The sequence below is a fragment of the Halomonas sp. RT37 genome (assembly GCF_040070525.1).
Taxonomy (GTDB): domain Bacteria; phylum Pseudomonadota; class Gammaproteobacteria; order Pseudomonadales; family Halomonadaceae; genus Halomonas; species Halomonas litopenaei.
In genome coordinates this window covers 1,445,732-1,464,309 of record NZ_CP098827.1, presented here as the reverse complement: position 1 = coordinate 1,464,309, position 18,578 = coordinate 1,445,732, and the positions used below count along the sequence as shown (strand labels likewise).

Below are 18,578 nucleotides of genomic sequence, written 5' to 3'. Positions count from 1 at the left end.
AACGACCTACCCTCTTGAGGGAAGCGAAAGTGGCCATGGTCCAGCGTCTCGAGCAAGTGATGGGCGGGGTACCGAGCCTCGCAGAGGCTCGGGTCCAGGACCGCCGACAGCAGAAGTCCGGTCTTCCTGCTGTGGTCAATATTGAGTGGCATGATGGATCTCCTTGTTGCTTGTTGTGTCTTCAAGGGTGCTAGGCGTATTCCTCCTTCTTGCTGCTGTTGGTGGTCTTCTGAATGGAGCCGATCAGTACCAGACCGATCGCCAGGATGATGCCGCCGCACACCACAAAGGTGACGCGTCCCCACAACGGATTGGGCAGCAGGAACATCAGGGTCACGCCGAGGCCGGCGACGATGATCAGGTAGCCAAGGATGTTGCGCTGACGGTTGTCCACCTCGACCTGTTCGTCCTTTCCGGTGACCACCGGGGTGTCGCGGTTGGTAAAGAAGGTGTCGACCTCGACCTGACGCTCGGGGCTGTGGCCGCGGTAGAACAGGCAGGTCGAGACGAAGAAGCCACCGGTGATCACGACGTGGGAGATGATGCCCACCGCGACCTTGAGATCGGCCCATTCACGTCCGGTCAGAGCGGTGTCGAGCTGGAAGGTGTTCTGGATGAATTCCGCCGTCATCACCACGCCGACCAGGTAGGACACGATGCCGCCGACGATCAGGGTGGCCCAGGCCGACCAGTCCGGGGTCTTGCGGATAAAGAAGCCGAGCAGTGCAGGAATCGTCATCGGCAGGCCGATCAGGGCGCCGACGTACATCATGGCGTCGAACAGGCTGAGTCCCTTGAGCGAATTGATGAACAAGGCAAAACCGATGATGGCCAGACCGAACACCGTGGACGATATCTTGGAGACCAGTACCAGCTCCTTCTCGCTGGCGTTGGGACGCAGGATGACTTCATAGAAGTTCTTGACGAAGATGCCGGAGTTGCGATTCAGACCGGAGTCCATGGAGGACATGGTGGCGGCGAACATCGCCGAGATCAGAAGCCCGAGCATACCCGCCGGCATGTACAGCTCGACGAAGCTCATGTAGGCGAAGTCGGCCGCCTTGGCGCCAGCTTCGGGATACAGCGCCCCCAGATCGACGCCTTCACTGGCCATGAACCAGCTCGGCATGAACCAGATGAAGGGCCCCATGGTCATCAGCACGCAGGCCAGCAGGCCGGCCTTCCTGGCGTTCTTCGAGTCCTTGGCGGCCAGGTAGCGATAGGAGTTCAGCATATTGTTGGTGATGCTGAACTGCTTGATGAAGATACAGAAACCCCAGATCGCGAAGATCGACAGATAGTTGATGTTGTCGCCGATAAAGAAGTCGACCGGGAAGTTGTCCACGATATTGGTGGCACCACCGGCTTGATAGACGGCGACGATGGCGCAGGTGATGGTCACCGACATGATGATCACCATCTGCATGTAGTCCGAGGCGATAACTGCCCAGGACCCACCCGTCACCGACATGAACAGCACCACCAGACCGGTGATGATGATGGTGGTCTCCATGTCATAGCCGAACAGGCCCGAGGCCACGATCGCCAGACCGTTGAGCCAGATGCCCGCCGAGATGACGCTGTTGGGCATGCCTGACCAGGTGAACACCTGCTCGTTGACCTTGCCGAACCTGAGACGAATGGCCTGAATCACGGTGATCACGCGCAGTTGACGGAAGCGCGGTGCGAAATACAGATAATTCATCAGATAGCCAAAGGCATTGGCCATGAAGATGATGGCGACCGCAAAGCCATCGTCATAGGCCTTGCCGGCAGCACCGGTAAAGGTCCAGGCGCTGAACTGGGTCATGAAGGAGGTGGCGCCGACCATCCACCACAGCATCTTGCCGCCGCCGCGAAAGTAATCACTGGTATTCGAGGTAAAGGTCCTGAACATCCAGCCAATCGCAATCAGAAAGAGGAAATAGACCCCTATGATGATCGTATCGATATCTAGACTCATGTTGGCGAACTCGTGTTGTCGTTGTACTTCCACTCGGAAAACTGGAGCCAATCACTTCCGGGACATGGCGTTGTCTGAATTTCGGGCATAAGGAGGCCATGCTCGGAGAGCCGAAATTTCAGCTTTCCGAACCATTAACGCTTTTATTTCGAGGTATTACTGAACGGAACGAGGCGTTGTTGCCTCAACATGGAAAGATCATTTCATATATCCCCCTCCCTTCAGACTGACGTAGTCGGAGCCGGAGGCAGCGTTCGGGTCGATGACCAGCGTCTCGCGCCTCCAGGGGAAGGTAAGCCTTACCTCGATCCGCTCATCGGCCAGGCGGTCGAACTCCACCGACTTGAGGGTCGGCCTGGCATTCAGACAGGCTTCATGGGCTTCATCAAAGTGACCGTGCTGCTCGAAGACATTGACGAACACGGTCGCCTCGGCGTGGCTTCTCGCCATGACCTTCTTCTCATGGCGCAGATTGCGCTCAGGATCGTTGGCGCCGACCAATAGCTGCATGGCGCTCGCCGGGTGCTGCGAGCGCTGGTGCCAGGTGATGAAACGGTCGCCATCCAGCCAGGTCATCGCGTGGCTGCTGGGGCCTTCCTGGGAGCCCCGCTGCTCGCCCACCACCCATAGGTGCTGATAGCCATCGGCCTCTCCGAGCACCTCGAGGGTGTCGCGGGCGGCGTAGCCCCCCCACCACTTGATGACCTGGCCGGTGAAGTTGAACACGTAGTCGTAGCAGTGACGCTCATGGCCGCTGGCCTCGACGATATCGACCAGCAGCGGATGCTCGCTCAGCTCGGTCGTCAGCAGCAGGCAGTGGCGACGCAGGCTGACTCCCGGATAGGCGTCATCGGTCGAGCAGCACACCGCGGTGACGCCATCCACGTCGCTGCGATCGATGAACTGCTCGATGCGCCCGGCGCTCTGATCGGCCAGGCGATGGTCGCCCCGGTGCTGACTGGCCTGGTCCACCACCACCAGATTGTGGGCGACGGACTGCTTGGCGTAGCCCTCGTTCTCGGCCAGGTAGCGCCCGCCGAACTTGGGCTCCACGTTGACCCAGCGGCAATAGCCATACTCGTTGAGGCGCTCGCGCCCAGCGCTGAACAAGGACAGGCCCAGCAGATCGAAGTGCCCATGCCCCATGCCGTGCTGGCCGGCCGCCACCACCAGATGGTGGCGCTGCGCCCCCTCCCCCTGCTTGAGGTGAGCCTGTCCCCCTGCGCCATCACTCAGAAGTGCGCTGGGGATCGTGGCAGAGGCCGACGACCGAGCGACGGCCTCGGCCAGATCCACGCCGAAACCATGGGCCCAGGTGCCACGCTGCTGGGCCGCCATGGCGACGAGTTCCGGGTCGGCACCGTGGCGGCCAATGTGTACCGCCAGCGCGATCCGTACGCCTTCGTCGTCGATGTCCATGGTGCGCGAGGCGTCATTGAGGGCGGGAAAGGTCCCGTCCGGGTAGGCAGTCGCCAGCAGCGCCCGGATGGACTTGCCGATTCGTCCGTCCGACCGTTCATGGATCGCCAGTTCGGGCCGATGCAGCGCCAGCGCCTCGGTGAACAGACACAGCGGGTGGATGGCAAAGCGGTGGTAGTAGGGCCCTTCCACGTAGTAGCCATCGGCCGAGAACAGAGTGTCGATCTGGGCCAGAAAGCCGCCGGTTTCTCCACTGCCATCATTGCCGAGGATCGCCTTGTCGACGACGTCCTGGCGGCCGATGACCAGCGCGCAGATACCCGCCGCGGCCACCGCCCACAGGCCGTGGTTGTGGATGCGATCGAAGTCGTGCTCGTAGGTAACGGTGAACATCTCGAGCATGGGCTCGAAAAGCCCCTGCTCGATGCGTGTGCGCTGGTCGTTGCTCAGGTCTTCGCGCAGCAATGAATAGCCGAGCGAGGCCCCCAGCAGCCACATCTGCTCGTTGAGAATCTGGTGGAACAGCTTGCCCGGCGGGTTGGTGTTCCTGGCCACCTGATAGGGCATGCCCCGATAGATCTCGGCGTAGGCAAGCAGCAGATCCCGGGCAACGTCCAGACAGGCGGAATCTTCCCTCACCCGCCCCACCAGCGCGGCCTGCTCGATCAGCTTGCCGTTGTGCTTGTGGGTGTTGTGCTCGAAACTGCCCGCTTCGCCCTGCCCGGGCACCACGATCCCTGCGGCCATGGCGTCATCGACCCGCTCGCCAAGCTCGTCCAGGGTCACGCCGAGCCGGCTCGCGCTACCGACGTGCTCGGCCATCCGCGCCAGGTCGTCCCGCGTCCACAGTAGTCCCATCATCGTCTTCGACATCTTCTGACTTCTCACTGATTGTTGCCGCGGCGATGCGTCTCGCCGGTCAGATTTCCTGACGCACATCAGGAGGCGTTCTCGACGGCGCTGAGGCTGACCCAGCCATCCCAGGCCAGGCTGTTCCCGTCGATGTTGACCTGGTGATGACCGCCCTGCTGTCGCGCCCAGGCCAGGTGATAGGCCTTGCCCGAATCCAGCGTCAGGGTCACGACCAGGTGGGTCTCGTCGGCGGCCGCGATGGCCACCCGCGCAAGGCTCGGCCGCGCTCCGCGCGAGATCTCGCGCGCCTCGTTGAAGTAGCCGTGGGTCTCGATGACCGTGGCGAAGATATGCCCACGCCCCGAGGAACGCGCCATCAGGTAGGGTTCGTTGCGCAGGTTATTGTCGGGGTCGGCCGCGCCGATCAGCCCGTATCCCACGCTGAAGCGGTTGCTGGACGCCAGGTGGGCGGTGGAGAAGGTGTCACCGTCAAGCCAGGTGACATGGGCACATTGGTCGGGCTCGATCGTCGCGCTCTCGGACAGCTTCCACAGGTGCTGGTAGCCGTTGGCGCTGCCCAGCGCCGCCGGCGCCGCGACCGGCTCGAGTGTCGGCCGTGTGGTCATCAGCTGGCCATTGATGTGCAGCGGGCTGTCGTAGCGATGCGTCTGGTCACTGTCGGCGCACTGGATGTCGACCAGCAGCGGTTCAGCGATCTCGGGCAGGCTCACCAGCGCCACGCTGCGCTGCAGCTCGACGCCTTCGTAGTAGCCGCTCAAGCGCGCGCTGACGGCCTGAACCTCCGGCCGGGACGTCTCGAAAAACACCAGCTTGCCATGATTGTCACAGGCCCGCGGGGTGCTGAAGCCGTGCTGGGACTGCTCATCAACAACCAGCGTATTGTGGGCCACCGTTTGCTTGGCATAGCTCTTGTTCTCGGCGGTATAGCGCCCGCCGAACTTGGGCTCGATATTGACCCAACGACAGAAGCCGTAGTCGGTGAGGGTCTCGCGGCGTCCGTTGTAGAAGCCCAGATGCAGGCCGTCGAAGTGGCCGTGATCGAGGGCGCTGTGCAAGTTGGGGTCGCTGCCGTGCTGACCGAAGGTCAGATAGGCCATGGCCTCGTGCCCCGCCTCGGTGGCGGCGCGCAGCACCCCGATGCCACCCAGGCCGCCGTCGCGGCCATCGGTGATGAACAGGCTGTCGCGCGGGGCATGCGCCTGGCCGCCGCTCTCCAGGTAGCTGGCGAGTTGCGGCAGCGTGGCGAGGTAAGAAAGCGGTGTCGACTGGTCGAGCAGGATCTCGCGCAGGGCCAGCGGCAGATCGCTCTGACGGTAGCGACCGACCAGGGTCATCGCTCCGAGGATGGCGCCCTCGTCGGCAAGCCCCATCGTCCTGGAGCTGTCGTTGATGGCGATGAATCGTCCGTCCTCGAAGGTCAGCTCATTGAGACAGGCGATCGCCTTGCCGATGATACCGTCGCGATAGCCGAAGATGCCGGTGTCGTTGCCGCTCTGATAAAGCGCCTCGGCCAGCAGGATCATCGGGCGCAGGGCAAAGCGGTGGTAGTAGGGCCCTTCCAGGTAGTAGCCGTCCGGCGAGAACAGCCGGTCGAGCTGGGCGTAGAACCCGCCCGACACTCCGTCGCCGGCGTTACCGTACAAGGAGCGATTGACCAATTCCTTGTCGCCCAGCACCAGACCGGCGAAGGCGCCTGCGGCCACCGACCAGATGCCATGATTGTGGATGACGTCGAAGTCGTCGGCGTTGTGATCGGCGATTAACTGGACCATGGGCACCAGCAGGCGCTGTTCGATATGCCGTCGTTCCTCTTCGCTCAGCGCGTCGCGCACGTTGCTGTAGGCATCACTGCCGTACAGCAGCCACATGCTCTCGTTCAGACACTGATGAAACAGCCGACCGGGCGGATTGCTGTCCTTCGACACATGGGACGGCAGCGACTCGTAGATGTCGGCATAGCCCAGCAGCATCGACCTGACAAAGGCCAGATAGTCGGGATGTTCGGTCAACAGCCACAACTGCGAGGCAAGATGCAGTTGCTGGTAGTTCTGCTTGTGCCGGGTGTGATCGGCGCCCCCCGCCTCCCCCTGCCCGGGGATCTGGGGGGGCTCGCCAAGACATGGACGCAGTCTTACCTGATCCAGAATGATCTGCTCCTGATACAGCGCAGGCAGGCGCTTGCTTTCGAGCGCTTCGCGCAGTTCCTGAATCTCGCTTTTGGTAAACAGCAAGGCGTTATCCATGTTCTCGACTCACTTCATCTATTCGGTGGGTGGCGGTGCGACGCGGGGGCGACGGATCGCCGAGTCGCCACGTCGTCTGACGAAGGCGACTCGGCCTGGAGGGCGGCTGCCGTCAGGGGCACATCTGGCCGCCATTGACGTCGAGCACCTGACCGGTGACGTAGCCGCTCGCCGTGTGGGAGGCCAGGAAGACGTAGGCCGGGGCCAGCTCAGCCGAGGAACCGAAGCGCCCCATGGCGATGGTGCCGCTGATCTTGTCCCGCGTGCCCTGGTCCTTGTCCTCGTGGAAGGCGGTATCGATGGTCCCGGGCGCCACCGTGTTGAAGCGGATGTTGTCCTTGGTGAACTCCTTGACCCAGTTGCGATGCAGGTTGTGGACCATGGCCTTGCTGCCACCGTACAGCGATGCACCTGGACCGCCGCCTTCACGCGCGGCGATGGAGCCGGTGCTGATCACGCTGCTGGTTTCCCCGCTCTGCTCGGCGGACCGGCGCAGGTAGGGAATGGCGTACTTGGTCACCATCACCACCGAGCGAATATTGAGATCCAGCACCTGATCGAAGAAGGCATCGTCGATGCTCTCGAGTCCGTTGCGTCCCCCGAGGCCACCGGCGTTGTTGATCAGTACATCGATGCCACCGAGGTGCTCCGCGGCGGACTCGACCAGCGACTTGCACGCATCGCTTGAGCGCACATCGGCCTGAAAATAGGCCACATCGGCGCCAGCCTCGAACTGCTCCAGCACCGCCTGGGCGGTATCGGCAGGGCGGCTGCCATGGATCGCCACCCTGGCGCCGGCGCTGGCCAGCGACTTGGCGGCTTCCAGTCCGATGCCAGCGGTCGAGCCGGTTACCAGAATCTTCTTGCCTTTCAGATCGTCAAACATGGACTTGCCTCATGGGTTGTCATGGGAGGAGCGTCGGCCGCCATTGCCAATATTTGTCATCAGGTGTCGTGCAAAAGTCGCCAAACCCGCCCACAGCGCCTGTAAATAAGCATTTAGCGGCAGTCGCCAGAAGCTCGATTTGTAAATATTTGGATAGCGTTTCAGCAACGCTAGCAACGATGCATATTTTTTAAAACGCTATTTCAGATACTGTTTGATTATAAGCTTATTCTAAAAACGAATTTGTAGATTTTGCGCGGGTTCCCGTTGTAGGAGATTGCAGACATACGACAAAAGACGTATAACTCGAAACCAAGAGATAAAACCCTATTTCACAATTTCTGGAATCTTGGCCCTATGGCTACTGAAGCGAAGGTCGACAACGTCACAGCGGTACTCAAGGTCATGGCGATCCTGGAGGCTCTGGATGAGGGCGGAGAATCCAGCCTGGCGGTGCTGTCCCAACGCGCCGTGATGTCAAAGAGCACCGCCTATCGCTTTGTGCAGACGCTCAAGAACCTGGGCTACGTCGCCCAGAATCCGGAAAGCGAGAAATACCGGCTGACGATGAAGGTCTTTGCGCTTGGCAGTTCGGCGCTCGGCAAGGCCGACCTGATCAAGATGGCCGATCCCGACATGGCGGCACTGTCCGAGCTGACCCGCGAAGCCGTGCACCTGGGCACCCTGGACACCTCCACCGCCGAAGTGATCTACGTGCACAAGTACAACTCTCACTTCAACCTGTGCATGCACACCCGCATCGGCGACCGTAGCCCGGCCTACACCAATTCCATCGGCAAGGCCCTGCTGGCCCACCTGCCCCCAGCACAGCTCGACGCCCTGCTCGCGAACGTCAAGTTCGAACCACGCACCCAGAACACCGTGACCACCGAAGCGGCACTGCGCGAAGAGCTGGCCGAGATCGCCGAGAGCGAGCTGTCCGAGGATCTCGAAGAGATGGATGAAGGCGTCTGCTGCTTCGCCACCCCGATCTTCGATCACACCGGGCGCGCCATCGCCGCCCTGAGCATGTCGATCCCGAGCATCCGCTACCACCAAGACAAGACTTCGGAGTACAAGCGCATTCTGGTCGAGGCCGGTCGCAACATTTCGGGCAACCTGGGCTACCTGGCGCGGCGCTGACGCGACCTCCCTGCCCTGCCGCCTGCCATGACGAAAGAAGCCGCCCCTTGGGGCGGCTTCTTTGGTTGCGGCCTGTCCCTCGCATCAAGGGCAGGTGTCGCAACGGGTCAGTGCGAGTTGCGCCTCACACCAGGGTGCGGTGGCCCTTTTTCGCCTCACGACGATCGCGGGCAACGGCGCGGCAGATCAGCAGCAGCACGCCCAGGGTGAGCGCAGGCCAGATCAATACGTAAAAGCCAAAAAGCAGAGTCATGGGGAATCTCCGTCGGTGGGCGCCGCCAGCCTGCGGCGCCCGTCAAACAAGGGTTCAGCGCTGGGTCGCAAGCCCTGCCGGGGCGGACTTGGACGGGCGCTCGTCGGCTACCGTCACGGCCTCGGCGGCATCATAGTTGCCGACCCGCTCGGCGATGGTGTCGAAGTCGAACCGCTCGCGGCTGGCGAGGCTCATCACCACGCACACCAGGGTGCTGGTGCCGTAGGCGGTCAGCGACGCCAGCAGCACCGTGTACTCCCTGAGGAAACCGGTGGCGAACACCAGCATGGCGACAAAGGCAGCAAGCCCGGCGACGGCGCCGGCCACGCGGCCGAGGAAGCCGAACACCATCAGCGCGATGATGATGCCGCCACCGATGCTGGCCAGGAACTCGAAGCCAAGACCGGCCACACCGGTCATCGGCAGCCATTCAAAACGCGCCACGCAGAAGGTCACCATGGCCACCAGCACCGAGGTGGTGAAGGCCGCGTTGGTGACCCGGCTCCAGAAGCAACTGGCGATCACCGGGAAGACGATGGCTCCCCACAGTGCCCCGACGAAGACCAGCATCACCAGGATATCCAGCGAGAAGCTGGCGAAGACGATACCGATGGCGGTGGCCACGATCATGGTGATGCGCCCTACCAGCAGCATGCGGCGGGGGTCGGCCTTGCCTCGAGCGATGTTCTTGCCGTAGACGTCGGCCATCATGATCGCCGACAGTGCCGACAGGTCGGAATCGGCGGTCGAGGACAGCGAACCGATCACCAGAATAAAGAAGGCAGCGATGAACACCGGCGGCAGGTAGCTGGACACCATCTGCGGGATCAGGTTGTTCATGTCACCGTTGAGCGGCTCGACCCCCAGGGTCAGCGCCATCAGGCCGATCATGCCAAGGCCGATGACGATGGCCCCGTAGCCCACGGTGGCGGTGAGGAAGGTCGGCTTGATGTGATCCTCGTTCACCGCGAACAGACGCTGGGAGATGGTCTGGTTACCGATGGCATAGGCCAGCACCGCAACGAAGAAGGGTGCGCCCTGATTGAGGATGGCGTCCATCGAGAAGAAGTTGGCCTGCTCGGCGGTGAGGTTGTCGAGCCCGGCCACCAGTTCAGTGGGCCCGCCCATGGCAAAGAACACCGCCGGGATGATCACCACGGCGATCGCCATCAGCGCCACCAGTTGGGCGAAGTCCGTCAGCACCGAGGCGCGGAAGCCCGACCATAGCGTGTACAGCAGCACCCCGACACCGGCGATGATGACGCCGGCCTGGAACGACAGCGGCGACAGCACCGATACCAGCGCCCCGGCGGCGGTGAAGTTGACCATCAGGCTGATGATGCTGCCCAGCAGGTTCGATAGCGCCAGGATCAGCTGGCTGGAGGAACCGTGGCGAGCGTGGATCAGTTCGCCCAGGGTGTGGGCGTTGGGCGCCAGCCGCCGGAAGCGGCGGCCGAACGGATAGATGAACAGGATCATCAGCGCGCCCCACAGCCCGTAGTGGATCGGGCCGGACACACCATAGGTATAGCCGGAAGTGGCAGCGGCGTAGAAAGAAGCGGCCCAGATCCAGGTGGCCGTCATGCTGGCGGCACCGATGCCGAAGCCGACCCGGTGGTTCGAGACCATGAAGGCGTCGGCGTCTTCCTTCTTCTTGCGGATGCTCAGGGTCAGCAGGTAGGTGCCGCCATAAAAAGCGATCATCAACAGGATGACCGTCAGGGTCGAAAACTGGTGGAGGGAGGCGCTATTCAAGGGCAATTCTCTTGTTGGTGGAACACAGGCGAGCGACGGTTAATGCGAACGCATGCCGGCACTTCACCGCGAAAAACTCACTAGACGAGCACGACAACGCCACAGGAATTCCGCCCACGAAAAGGACGAAGCTTCCTCGGGGTCATTGAAGTCTCAAGGGCCGAAATAAAACGGATTACTGCCGCTTTTTCGGTACAGAAAGGCGTCGGGACGCGCCGCAGCACATGGCCAGCCATTGCAGCAGAGGCAGACGGGCCGACATTGCGACAACCGGCGGGGCGTATCGAAGACGCCAGCAGACCACAGGTGGGTCAGGGAGGCGGGCGGCGCGGCATGCAGCGGCCCTGGTCGGTGTAGTGGGGCGACATCTCGGTCCTCTCCAGCGACAACGCAGGAACAGCATTAGACAAGACAAACAGGTCCCCGCCGGGCCATTGGCCCCGGGGTAATCCAGTCGGGAAGGTGCCACATCCATCCAGCGATGGCACTTCTCCTGGCGGTATAACGCCAGCTTGGCATCGGATCGCGAGCCAGGATAAGGGCTCGGCGTCCAGAGCGACGTGAGGCCTGTAAAAGGCGGGATAAAACCATCGCTGCGGCGCACACACCCTACTGTGCTGTGCAGAAAATGTCCAACCTGACGGACGAAGGATAATTTACCCATTTTCGACCAGACGTCAAGATAGCGGAATTCTCTCGGATGGTGGCGTAAAACCTTCGGCAATCTCGCTCTTCCCTTCCACACGCATCGCCTCCGGTAGCCGATCGAAAATCCAGACAACAAGAAGCAGGTACTGCCTGGCCATTTTCATCAGCGACACGCTTTGCGTTGGTCCCTATTACTGAAGGCTATCCTGCCCATCTACGCGTCAGCTTCCCCATGTGAGGTCAACGAGGAGAAGCGGCAAATGATAATCCTTACCAATTATTCACTCACCAACTTCCAATGTGCGAAGCAACAAAGTCTGCTTTGATCAGGAAAGGGGCGGGACAGGGCGCCGGGAAAAACCCAACGATCGGTGGTAGGCTTTTGTCGATATCAGACGCCAGTTTCGGAATATCGACGTGAGAATCCTGTTTATTGAAGATGACGATATCCTCGGAGATGGACTCTCCGAGGGGCTATCGCTGCTCGGCCATCAGGTCGACTGGCTGACCCGTGGCGACACCGCGGCCCACGCCCTTGCCGACAACGCCTTTGACGCGGTCATCCTCGACCTGTCCCTGCCGGGCTTTACCGGCATGGAGCTGCTTAGGCGCTGGCGGGACGAGGGGTTTCGTGAACCGATTCTGGTACTGACCGCCGACGAGGATACCCGTCGCTGCGTCGAGGCCCTCAACGAGGGGGCAGACGATTACATCACCAAGCCCATCGACCTGGACGAGCTGGACGCTCGCCTCAAGGCGCTGCTGCGCCGAGCCCGTGGACATGCGGACAATTTGCTGGAATGCGGCGACATCCGTCTCGACCGAAGCGACAGGCTGGCGTGGCTCGGTGGCGAACCGCTGGACCTCTCGGCCTACGAATACGTGGTACTCGAAAGCCTGCTGGAGCGACCTGGCCGCGTGGTCGCCCGCAGTCAGCTCGAAGCGCGTCTGTACGGCTGGGACGATGGTCCCGACAGCAACAGCCTGAGCGTGCTGATCCACAAGCTGCGCAGCAAGCTCGGTGACCACAGGATCGAGACGTTGCGCGGGTTAGGCTATCGGGTGTCGCCATGAGCACCTTCTATACCGGGCTACGCAAGCGCGTGGTACTTCTGTCGTGCCTGTTGATCGTGCTGACCTGGATCGCCAGCTCGCTGGCCACTCGTTCCGGTATCGAGCAAGCCTCCAAAGAGCAGCTGGCCCAGCGGGCCCAGGCGGTGGCCTGGCTGATGTTGCGCGCCGCCAGCCAGACCGACGAGCCTGTCACCGGAGACGCCCTGATCCGCCAACTGGACCAGATCGGCGAAAGCCTGGGCGAAACGATGTCCTACGAATTCGGTCGCTCTTCTGGCGACCAGGCACTGCGCTCCTCCTCCTTTCCAGACCTATCAGAAGAGGCAGTCGACGGCTTCTCCCGTCATTCCCAGGGAGACGAACGCTGGCGCGTCTTTACCGCAGTGAGTGAAGACCAGCAGACCTGGTCTCGCGTCGCCTTTACACCGGCCGAGCCCAAGCCGCTGACCGAGATGTTGCTGCTGACGCTGCAGCAGCCGCTGGTATGGGCCATCACGCTTCTCGGTCTGCTGGCGATCGCTATTCAGAATCGGTGCTTTACCCCGCTCAAGAAGATCGAGGACGCGCTCGCAAATCAAGACCTGCTCAACCCTCGCCCCCTGGCGCTGGATCCGGCGCGACTGCCCCGCGACGTGCGCCCACTGGTGACCCAGCTCGACCGGATTCTTGACCAGACCAAGAACCTGCTGGAAGAGCAACGCACCTTCGCCTACGGCGTCGGACATGAGCTGCGCACCCCCCTGGCCGGCTGTCTCAGCCAGGTCCAGGTGGCCCAGCGCATCGAGGACCCTTCCCGCCTCAAGCAATCACTCGCCAAGGCCGAGCGCGCCCTGTTGCAAATGACCCAGCTGGTGGATCAATTGCTGCTGCTGGCCCGCACCGACCCGTCCGCGCCGCTGGAGAATCCTTCCCGCATCACCCTCAGCGCTCTGGTGCAAGAGAGCATCGAACGGCGCACCGTCACCGCCCAGCGTGAAGGGGTGGTGCTCAAATGGCGTGTCGACGGCCCCCACGACTCCGAGATCGAGGCCAAGCCTGAGCTGGTGCGCACTCTGCTGACCAACCTGATCGACAACGCCATCCGCTACTCGCCTCGCGGCGGCGAGATCCTCACTCGGGTGAACTGCAGTGACGACAGGTGGCTGGTACTCAGCGTGTCCGACCAGGGCTCGGGCATCGATGCCAAAGAAAGTAACCAGATCTTTTCGCCCTTCTATCAGAGCGAGACCGGCAAGAGCAGCGGGCTGGGCCTGGCCATCGTGCGCGCCATCGTCAAGGCCCACGGCGGTGACGTCTCCGCCCACCGCAGGCCGATGCTGGGCACCGAGATCCGTGTGGTGCTGCCCCGGGCCTGATCTTCGGCACCAGCCCTGAGCACGACACCGTGGATATTCGCCGCGAAACGTGCGTCTTGCGACCTACAACTTGATGGCGGTACGCCTCGCTAGAGGCGCAACGTGGCGGGTCTTCAGCTTTCCAGGTTGGGGGTTTCCATCAATAGCTGATGCAGGGTCTCGATGGCCAGATCCCCCTCGCCTTCCAGCACGCCGTCGAGCCATAACAACGCCGCCTGCTGGTTGGCGGTTTCAAGCCCCCTGGACGCCAGGTAGGCCTTGGCCAACGCCAGTCGCGCCGAGCCGTGGCCCTCGAGCGCCGCGTCGACCAGATACTCGGCGCCACGCTCACGATCCTGCTCGAGCGCCTGGCCTCGCAGCAGCTCGCGCCCCAGGGTCGCCTTGGCCCCGGCATGGCCGGACTCGGCGGCGGTGGTCAGCCAGCGCCGGCCTCGCTCGGCGTCCACCGACAGCGGTCCCTCGCCACGTACCAGAGCGGTGCCCAGAATCTTCTGGGCCGAATCGCTACCCGACTCGGCAGCCTGGGTCAGCCAACGGTCGGCCCGCTCGCCATCGGCGCTCACGCCCTGGCCGTCGAGAAAGGCACGGCCGATCAACTGGGCCGCGTAGGCGTTGCCGGCGGCGGCTGCATCGCGCAGCAGCGACAGGCCTCGCTGGCTATCGGCCGCCACGGATTCCCCTTCCAGATAGGCCTTGCCCAGCGCCAGCTGGGCCCCCAGGCGGCCGTGTTCGGCGGCGCGTTCGAGCCAGGCGACACCCTGTTGCGGATTGGCCGCAACGCCGTCTCCTTCGAGCAGGGCGCGCCCAAGGTCGACCATGGCGTGGCTGTCGCCCGCCTCGGCCGCCTGGCGCCACAGGTCCATGGCCCTGCCGGCGTCCCTGGCCACTCCGATGCCCTCCATGTAGATGCGCCCCAGCGGCGCCGCGGCGCTGGTATCGCCACTACTCAGTCCACGGGCAAGCCAGGTACGCGCCTGTACAGGATTGCGAGCGATCCCATTGCCCGCCAGGTAGGCCTGGCCAAGCTGGGTCATGGCACCGGCGTGGCCGGCCTCGGCGGCGCGCCGGAGCTGGCGGATATTGCCGGCGTCCCCCTGGGCCAGGCGGGTTCTCATCAAGGCCTCGCCAGCGGAGGTGTGGCCGGCCTGCTCGGCACGTTTAAGCCATTCGGCCGAGCGCGCCAGGTCGACGCCGACGCCGGTACCCTTGCGATAGGCGCGCCCGAGCACCAGCATGGCGTAGGCGTCGCCTTGCTCGGCGGCCTGCTCAAGCAGCGAGACGCCCTGGCCTCGGCCACCGCCCCCCGGCAGCTGGCCGGTGAGTCGAGCCAGACCGAGCAGCGTCATGGCACGCACGTCGCCCTGCTCGACCGCCTGCGTCAACAATTCCTCGGCTCGCGCCGGGTCTGCGTCCAGCACCTCACCTTCGAGCAACGCCGCGCCCAGGGTGCGTCGCGCCGCCGCGTGGTCCTTGTCGATGGCGTCCTGCAGCAGTGTCATCGCGCGCAGCGGGTCCTGGCCGACATGATCGCCTTCCAGGTAGGCCTTGCCGAGCTGGTAGCTCGCCCAGGGGTGGCCAAGCTGCTGTCCCTGGCGCAGATGCTCGAGCGCCAGTTGCGGTTGGGCAGGCACCTTGTCCCCGTCCAGATAGAGGCTTCCGAGCACGGCGTGGGCCAACGGGTCGCCCTGTTCGGCGGCCCGGTTCAACAGCGCCGTGCCCTCGTCCAGATCTCGCTCAAGGCCGTTGCCTTCCACCAGGGCTCGCCCCAGTACCACCATGGCGTTGACGTCCCCGGCGGCCACAGCGCGATCGAGCCAGCGACGGGCGAGGCGCGCATTGCCGTCGCTGGCCCTGAGGTGGTCACGTCCCAGCGCGGTCATCGCCGACACCTCACCGGCGTTTGCCGCCCGCGACAGCCATTGCCGACGCCGTTCACTGTTGCCTGGATGCCAGCCACCCTCGGCATAAAGCTTAGCCAGGTCGACCATGGCCGCGGATTCGCCGGCCTCGGCCTCCCGCTCAAGGGCCCTGAGCTGACGCCGGCGATAGTCTTCCACCAGCTCCGGCGCCTCGGCCAGCCAGCCGCCCGGCGCATGGGCCTCGGCCAGCGCCGCCATGGCCTCGCTATCACCGTCATCGGCCAGTTCCTGGTACAGCGTTCGAGCCTTCGCCGGATCGGCACGCACGCCGTCCCCTCCGCGGCTGAGCAGCGCTGCCAGCCGGGCCTTGGCGTCGCGCCCGACGTCCTCCTCGATGGCCTGCTGGAGCAGGTAGTAGCCCAGCAGATCATCACGCTGCACACCGTCGCCTTCCAGGGTCAGTCTCGCCAGGTTCAGCGACGCATGGCCGCGAATCCAGGAAGGCGTCGCCACCGCCTTGCGATAAAGCTCGGCGGCTCGCTCGGCATCGCGCGGCACGCCAAGCCCCTGGTCGTAGATCTTGGCCAGCTCGTAGTAGCCCTGGGGCAGCCCCTGATGGGTCAACCGCTCCAGCGCCCTTATCGCCTGCTGCGTGTCGCCGGCGGCCAGGGCGCGGTCGGCCTCCTCGACGCGGTTCTTGTGCATCCACAGAAGGTTATTGGCCTGGCCGCCGTCAAACAGCGCCTGGTCCTCGGCGGCAAGCTCGCGTGTCCCGTGGGGCCCCAGGTCGCTTGCGGTGGTGACACAGCCGGATAGCAGCAGTGCCACGCCGGCGGCGCTGCCCCAGTGCCTGACATTTGTGATCAATCTGGGTGTTGTCATTGTGGGCCTCCGTTATCGGGTATCAGCGAGACGCCATCGGCCTCGCTGAGTGCCTCCAGGGTCTGCTGCTTGCGCGACTGATCCTCGAGCTCCAGGTGTTGCTGGGCTCCCGGCGCCATGAAATAGAGCGTCACGTAGCCCCCGGCGCTGCGGTTGTAGATCGGCCGACGCTGCTCGAGAAAATCGGCGATGCGTGGGTCGTCGAAGCGCGACTGGTAGACCTCCATCCACGAGAAGTACTGGGGGTCTGTCAGAAAGCCGCGGTACTGCTCGCTGGGGGCCATATCCCCCAGCACGCCAGGGTCATCGATGGCGCTCATGGTGAAGTCCACGGCGTCATGGATCGTCTTGCCGTCCACCTCCAGCGAGAAGATGTCGTAGCCCTGACGGGCGATCACCTGCATGTTGGTAATCAAGTACAAGAGTGCGTAGTTCTGGTAGTGGGTGGCGCGACGCCCCCGCTCCATCTCGAGCGGAAAGGCGCCTTGCTCGGTCATGTCATTGAGCGCCGAGTGGATGGCGCTGACGCCGAAGCGAAACAGCTCGTCGTTTTCCACCAGCACCCCCACCGTGCTGGCGTACAGCGCCCGCCGGTAGAAGTGGTTGTTGCAGCAACTGTTGCCGGCGTCGCCGGGGATCGCCGAATGCTCAAGCGCCAGATCCTCGAGCCAGCGCTCGACCCTCTGCCTCGGCTCTTCCAGACCGTCCACCTCGGGGCGCACCACCGAGTAGGCCAGCGCCGCGGCGAAGATCATCGACTCGGTGGCAAACCAGGCCTGGGGCTCCTCGGGCTCGTAATGGAAGCGAGTCAGGGCGTCCTGGCTGGCCCAGTGATCGAGATAGCGCACCAGACAATTGGCGTAGTAGTCATCGCCGGTGGCGACGAAGGTTCCCGCCAGCAGCGACACGCTGTCCTCGAACTCGAACAGCGGCGCCGAGGCTTCACGCCACTCCTCGGGGCTCGGGTAGAAGCCGGGAATGCGCATCTGCGAGGTGATGGGCGGCGGCTGCAACAATTGACGACAGCTGACACCCTCACCCAGGGAATCCTGTATCTGCGTCAGGATGCTGTTGTCCTGCTCTTCCAGCAGGGCCATGCGCGCCTCGACATCGAAGTAGGAGGCCTGTGGGTCCGAAACCCGGTAGTCCTCGAGGTCAAGCGCCTGGCGCTGCTCCAGGGTCAGAGCGCTGGCCACGGGCAGCCAGCCACCCAGCAGCAACGCAAGGCCGCCTGCTCGCGCCAGGCGCGGCAGTGTTATCGCTACATTCAGCATCGTGTCTCCTGGCCGGCAGCAGGTCGCTACCGGCGATAAAATTCGAAGTCGGCAAAGTCCAGGTGCTGGTCTCGCGGGGTGCGCCAGGACTCGCCGGTGCCACCGAAGAAGGTGGAAAACATCAGGCCGTCGATGTAGCCGTCCTCGACGTCGCGAAACTCCACGCCAGATACCTCGAGTCGAGGCTCGCCGTCGATCCACACCCGCATCAGGCCATCCTGACGGCTCGGCTCATTGAGCCGGATTTCCTGCTCGACGGTGACCCAATCACCACTGGCGAAGTGCCAGCTCCCGCGCCCCAGCGAGGCGCCGTAGGCCGTATCCTGATTGACCACGTAGGCGTAGAGCTCACCCTGACCGTCGCGCCGCCACATGAAGCGGGCGCTGAAGCCGTTGTCACCGGTCGCCTGGGTGCCGCCACTGGGCGCCTCGCCCCCATAAAGCCCGGGCAGCTTGCCGCCCTTGACGAAATCGAAACCGTCGGGGAAACGCAGCCGATAGCGCAGGCAGGCATGCTCGGCTCCGGCCAGGGCCTGGGGCGCGGCGTAGAAGCCCGCACCGCCACGTTTACCATCGCTGGGTGAAGAGGTGCCCGCGGGATAGAAGGCCCGCAACACGGCTCCCGCCTCGGGGTCCTCGACCAGGCTCAGGTTCTCCAGGCCCCAGTCGCGATGGCTACCGAAGCGCTGCTCGATGATGTCGTCGATCTCCCCCTCGACGTCGTCGAGATCCGGCGCGAACACGGGGCGCAGCCGCTGCGAACAGGGCGTCGCCGAGACGTCGCTGGTGACCTCCATGGCGTCGGCCCCTGCCCCGGGGGCCAGGGTGGCAAGCGAGAGCCCCAGGGCGAGCCCGACATATAGCGTCGGCCCGGTCTGTGACTGCGTTGTGTCGATGGTCTTGTCGTGGTGCATCGGTCGCTCCCGTCGGCCCGTTCGGGCCCTCGGTGGC

General features: G+C 63.6%; 12 protein-coding genes. 3 read left to right on the top strand and 9 right to left on the bottom strand.

All coding sequences use genetic code 11. The annotated features are described in order from the left end of the window. Positions 1-190 precede the first annotated feature (190 nt). The 4 genes from NFG58_RS06515 to NFG58_RS06500 form a co-directional block, all read right to left on the bottom strand. Entirely contained in the window at positions 191-1,963 is a 1,773-nt protein-coding gene (locus NFG58_RS06515) for a transporter (protein ID WP_348827804.1), read from the bottom strand. Positions 1,964-2,161: 198 nt separating this feature from the next. Continuing rightward, positions 2,162-4,255: a heparinase II/III family protein gene (locus NFG58_RS06510; RefSeq protein WP_185696353.1), complete on the bottom strand. Its 2,094-nt coding sequence runs from the start codon at positions 4,253-4,255 to the stop codon at positions 2,162-2,164. A 65-nt stretch (positions 4,256-4,320) separates the two neighbouring features. Beyond that, positions 4,321-6,498: a heparinase II/III family protein gene (locus NFG58_RS06505; protein WP_348827803.1), complete on the bottom strand. Its 2,178-nt coding sequence runs from the start codon at positions 6,496-6,498 to the stop codon at positions 4,321-4,323. A 112-nt stretch (positions 6,499-6,610) separates the two neighbouring features. Further along, complete coding sequence (locus tag NFG58_RS06500) at positions 6,611-7,384, bottom strand: SDR family oxidoreductase (RefSeq protein WP_348827802.1); 774 nt, start codon at positions 7,382-7,384, stop codon at positions 6,611-6,613. 357 nt (positions 7,385-7,741) lie between these two features. Between NFG58_RS06500 and kdgR the strand changes: the two genes are divergently transcribed. Next, positions 7,742-8,527, top strand: coding sequence for a DNA-binding transcriptional regulator KdgR (gene kdgR, locus NFG58_RS06495; RefSeq protein ID WP_108449877.1), 786 nt, complete (start codon positions 7,742-7,744; stop codon positions 8,525-8,527). Positions 8,528-8,651: 124 nt separating this feature from the next. Here kdgR and NFG58_RS06490 read toward each other — a convergent pair whose 3' ends face one another. Together NFG58_RS06490 and NFG58_RS06485 are read right to left on the bottom strand one after the other, a co-directional pair. Further along, complete coding sequence (locus tag NFG58_RS06490) at positions 8,652-8,780, bottom strand: putative transporter small subunit (RefSeq protein ID WP_213228344.1); 129 nt, start codon at positions 8,778-8,780, stop codon at positions 8,652-8,654. A gap of 54 nt (positions 8,781-8,834) precedes the next feature. Beyond that, positions 8,835-10,535, bottom strand: coding sequence for a sodium:solute symporter family protein (locus NFG58_RS06485; protein WP_108131699.1), 1,701 nt, complete (start codon positions 10,533-10,535; stop codon positions 8,835-8,837). A 1,065-nt stretch (positions 10,536-11,600) separates the two neighbouring features. Here NFG58_RS06485 and NFG58_RS06480 point away from each other — a divergent pair. Both NFG58_RS06480 and NFG58_RS06475 read left to right on the top strand, forming a co-directional pair. Further along, positions 11,601-12,257, top strand: a complete 657-nt coding sequence (locus tag NFG58_RS06480; protein WP_124802300.1) for a response regulator — start codon at positions 11,601-11,603, stop codon at positions 12,255-12,257. After that, a complete protein-coding gene (locus tag NFG58_RS06475) occupies positions 12,254-13,612 on the top strand; it encodes a HAMP domain-containing sensor histidine kinase (protein WP_348827801.1) in 1,359 nt (452 codons plus the stop codon). The genes NFG58_RS06480 and NFG58_RS06475 overlap by 4 nt, the downstream gene beginning before the upstream one ends. 113 nt (positions 13,613-13,725) lie before the next feature. On the opposite strand, the gene NFG58_RS06470 is transcribed toward NFG58_RS06475, so the two are convergent. From NFG58_RS06470 to NFG58_RS06460, 3 genes are read right to left on the bottom strand one after another with little or no spacing between them, the layout of a single operon-like run. Then, the gene (locus tag NFG58_RS06470; protein WP_348827800.1) at positions 13,726-16,353 is read right to left on the bottom strand and encodes an SEL1-like repeat protein; all 2,628 of its coding nucleotides are present in this window, start codon (positions 16,351-16,353) and stop codon (positions 13,726-13,728) included. Beyond that, entirely contained in the window at positions 16,350-17,627 is a 1,278-nt protein-coding gene (locus NFG58_RS06465) for an alginate lyase family protein (protein ID WP_287165758.1), read from the bottom strand. The genes NFG58_RS06470 and NFG58_RS06465 overlap by 4 nt, the downstream gene beginning before the upstream one ends. A 26-nt stretch (positions 17,628-17,653) precedes the next feature. After that, entirely contained in the window at positions 17,654-18,541 is an 888-nt protein-coding gene (locus NFG58_RS06460) for a polysaccharide lyase (protein ID WP_287165757.1), read from the bottom strand. Positions 18,542-18,578 lie beyond the last annotated feature (37 nt).

Excerpts from the sequence above, each read along its gene's own strand:
- NFG58_RS06465 (WP_287165758.1), bottom strand. The coding sequence starts at position 17,627 with ATGCTGAATGTAGCGATAACACTGCCGCGCCTGGCGCGAGCAGGCGGC.
- NFG58_RS06490 (WP_213228344.1), bottom strand. The coding sequence starts at position 8,780 with ATGACTCTGCTTTTTGGCTTTTACGTATTGATCTGGCCTGCGCTCACC.
- NFG58_RS06510 (WP_185696353.1), bottom strand. The coding sequence starts at position 4,255 with ATGTCGAAGACGATGATGGGACTACTGTGGACGCGGGACGACCTGGCG.
- kdgR (WP_108449877.1), top strand. The coding sequence starts at position 7,742 with ATGGCTACTGAAGCGAAGGTCGACAACGTCACAGCGGTACTCAAGGTC.
- NFG58_RS06515 (WP_348827804.1), bottom strand. The coding sequence starts at position 1,963 with ATGAGTCTAGATATCGATACGATCATCATAGGGGTCTATTTCCTCTTT.
- NFG58_RS06500 (WP_348827802.1), bottom strand. The coding sequence starts at position 7,384 with ATGTTTGACGATCTGAAAGGCAAGAAGATTCTGGTAACCGGCTCGACC.
- NFG58_RS06475 (WP_348827801.1), top strand. The coding sequence starts at position 12,254 with ATGAGCACCTTCTATACCGGGCTACGCAAGCGCGTGGTACTTCTGTCG.
- NFG58_RS06460 (WP_287165757.1), bottom strand. The coding sequence starts at position 18,541 with ATGCACCACGACAAGACCATCGACACAACGCAGTCACAGACCGGGCCG.
- NFG58_RS06470 (WP_348827800.1), bottom strand. The coding sequence starts at position 16,353 with ATGACAACACCCAGATTGATCACAAATGTCAGGCACTGGGGCAGCGCC.
- NFG58_RS06505 (WP_348827803.1), bottom strand. The coding sequence starts at position 6,498 with ATGGATAACGCCTTGCTGTTTACCAAAAGCGAGATTCAGGAACTGCGC.